This window comes from Brevibacterium rongguiense, assembly GCF_009857845.1.
GTDB lineage: Bacteria > Actinomycetota > Actinomycetes > Actinomycetales > Brevibacteriaceae > Brevibacterium > Brevibacterium rongguiense.
In genome coordinates, this window is sequence record NZ_WWEQ01000110.1 from 1 (window position 1) to 3,354 (window position 3,354).

The 3,354-nt window shown below is 74.1% G+C and carries 1 protein-coding gene; it reads right to left on the bottom strand.

The annotated features are described in order from the left end of the window. Nucleotides 1-3,282, bottom strand: a 3,282-nt coding sequence (gene hrpA / locus GSY69_RS13605) for an ATP-dependent RNA helicase HrpA (protein ID WP_160954370.1), incomplete at its 3' end; no start/stop codon positions are given. Nucleotides 3,283-3,354 lie beyond the last annotated feature (72 nt).

A 3,354-nucleotide genomic window follows, 5' to 3' on the forward strand; every position in this document is an offset into this window, starting at 1 on the left:
GGGCGGCTGCCCGCCGGGCGCGGCGGAGTCCTGCCCCGCGGGGGAATCGGAGCGCCGCCCCTGGCCTGGCCGCGCGCCCTCGGCTGCGCGCAGCTGCGCCTGGAGGGCGCGCAGGTCCTCACCGCGGGCCAGCACTCGTCGCCGGCGCCCGGAGCCCGCGACGATCGCGAAGCTCAGTCGCAGGTGTGCGGGCAGCCGGGACAGGTCGAAGTCCTCGGGGGCGATCGTGATGGGGACGAGGTCGTGGAGCTCACCACCGCCGGCGCGTGCGCTCAGCGCGTCCGCGAGGGCCCGCGGCAGGGCCCCCTCGTACGGGGTGAGCTCGCCCCGAATCGCCCGCGCGACATCCGGCGCGGGCACGAAGTAGCGCCGCTTGCCCTTGGGCAGGGAGCGGATGAGGGCGGTGATGAGCTCTTCGCGCAGGCCCGGCACCTGCCAGGTGAAGAGGTCCGGGTCCGCACCCAGGGCCGCCTGCTCGCTCAGCTCCACCGTCACGCCGTCGGCGGAGCTGCCGGGCTCGAACGCGTAGCGCAGCTTGGCGCTCGCCCCGCCCGGCAGCTCCCACTGGAGCGGATAGTCCGCCGCGACGTCTGCGCTCACCTCGGAGTCGTCGGCGAGCAGGGACTCGGCGGAAATGTCGAGCAGCCCCGGGTCCTCCCGCTGCGCGGTCTTCCACCAGGACTCGAAGTGCGCGGCGGAGACGACCGTCTCCGGCAGGCGGGCGTCGTAGAAGTCGAAGAGGACGTCGTCGCCGGCCAGCAGGCGCCGCGAGCGCACCCGCGAGGCCAGCTCCTCGGCCTCGCGCAGGGCGCGGGCGTTGTGCTGGAGGAACGCGTGGTGTGCGCTCCACTCCCCCGCGATGAGGGCGTGGCGGATGAACAGCTCGCGCGCCTCGACGGGGTTGATCGCCCCATAGCCCACGCGGCGGTCGCCGATGAGCGGGACGCCGTACAGGGACACGCGGTCATAGGCCATCGCGGAGCCGGTCTTCGTCGACCAGTGGGGCTCGCCGTACTGGTGCTTGGCCAGCGGGCCGGCCGCCTGCACGATCCACTCGGGGTCCACCTCGGCGCACGTGCGCGCCCACAGCCGGCTCGTCTCGACGAGCTCGGCGGCGACGATGACGTCGGGGCCCTGCTTGAACAGCGTGGAGCCGGGGAAGATGCGCATGCGCGTGCCGCGCGCGCCCTGGTAGTCCCCGCGCCCCTCGGGCACCTTGACGCCGAACATCGACAGCAGGCCCGTGATGAGGCTCTTGTGGATGTCCGCCTCGCGCTGGGAGTAGGGGCGCTTGGCGGGCTTGCCGCGCTCCATCCGCGGTGCCCCGCGCCGCTTGTCCTTGCCGTCCGAGGGCGCTGCGCCCGCGGGCTTCTGGCCGCCGGGCGCCTCGTGCTCGTCCGCGAGCGCGGGGTTGGACTCCAGGCGGGGCGGGCGCGGCACGTGCACGCCTGCGGAGCCGAGCATGGAGCGCAGCTGGCCCACGAGGTCCTGCCACTCGCGGATGCGCACGTAGTTGAGGTATTCCGCCCGGCACTTGCGGCGGAACTTCGAGCTCGACAGGCGCGCCGACTGGTCCTGGATCCAGTCCCACAGATGGAGGTAGGACAGGAAGTCCGAGCGGGCATCGGCGAAGCGCGCGTGGAGCGCATCGGCCTCGCCGCGGTGCTCGGCGGGCCGCTCGCGGGGGTCCTGGATGGACAGGGCCGCGACGATCGCGGTGACCTCGCCCGCGCAGTCGTGCTGCGCGCCGGCGAGGATCATGCGCGCCAGGCGCGGGTCGACCGGCACGCGGGCCAGAATGCGCCCCAGCTGGGTGAGCGCCAGCCGGCCGCCGTCGACGGTGAGCGCACCGAGCTCCGCGAGGAGCGTCCGGCCGTCGCGCACCGCCTTGGGCTCGGGCGGAGTGAGGAACGGGAACGAGGCGATCTCCGCCTCGGTGCGGGCGAAGCCCAGCGAGACCATCTGGAGGATGACGCTGGCGAGGTTCGTGCGCAGGATCTCCGGGTCCGTGTACTCGGGGCGTGCCGCGAAGTCCGCCTCGGAGTACAGCCGGATCGCGATGCCGGGGCTGGTGCGCCCGGAGCGGCCGGCGCGCTGGCGGGCGCTGGCCTGGGAGATCGGCTCGATGGGCAGGCGCTGGACCTTCGTGCGATTGGAGTAGCGGGAGATCCGCGCGGTGCCCGCGTCGATGACGTAGACGATGCCCGGCACGGTCAGCGAGGTCTCGGCGACGTTCGTGGCCAGCACGACGCGGGGGCGCGAGTGCGGGGCGAAGACCCGCTGCTGGTCGCCGGCGGAGAGCCGCCCGAACAGCGGCACGATCTCCCACTGCCGCGCCGCGGCGGACCCGCGCTGCAGGTGGGCCTCGAGCGCCTCGGCGGCGTCGCGGATCTCGCGCTCGCCGGAGAGGAAGACGAGGATGTCGCCGGGCGCCTCGGCGCGCAGCTCGTCGAAGGCGGCGATGATGCCCTCGAGCTGGTCGGCGGCATCGGGGACCACGGGCTCGTCCTGGGCGGGCTCCTCGTCGTCCTCGCCCGCGCGCCCGGCAGCGGCGTCGGCGGCCTCCTGGCCGACCGGCCGGTAGCGCAGCTCGACGGGGTAGGTCCGGCCGCTCACGCGGATGATCGGGGCGTTGTCGAAGTGGGCGGCGAACGACTCGGGGTCGATCGTGGCGGAGGTGATGATGACCTTGAGGTCCGGGCGCTGGGGCAGCAGCCGGGCGAGGAAGCCCAGGAGGAAGTCGATGTTGAGGCTGCGCTCGTGGGCCTCGTCGATGATGATGACGTCGTAGGCGCGCAGCTGCGGGTCGTGGCGCAGCTCCGCGAGCAGGATGCCGTCGGTCATGACCTTCACGCGGGTCGAATCGTCGACCTCGGAGGTGAAGCGCACCTGGTAGCCGATCCCGTGGCCGAGCTCCAGGCGGGTCTCCTCGGCCAGCCGGGAGGCCACGGCGCGGGCGGCGATGCGCCGCGGCTGGGTGTGGCCGATCATGCCCTCGATGCCGTAGCCCAGCTCCATGCAGATCTTGGGCAGCTGGGTGGTCTTGCCCGAACCCGTCTCACCGGCCACGATGACGACCTGGTTGTCCCGGATCGCGGCCGCGATCTCCTCGCGCTCGGCGCTGACGGGAAGCTCGGGCGGGTACTCCAGGCGCGGCCGCACGGCCCGGCGGGCGGCCGCGCGCCGCTCGACCTGGCCACCGGAGTCGGGGGCGCCCCGGCGGCCCCCCGACCATGTGACCTTCCCGGCGGCCGATCCCCGGGCGTGGGCGGCCGAGTGCAAGGCGGCGTGCGGCCTCCTGCTAGGTGACGGACGACGGGCTACGAACTCGCCTGGCTGCGCGCGGCCGACGGG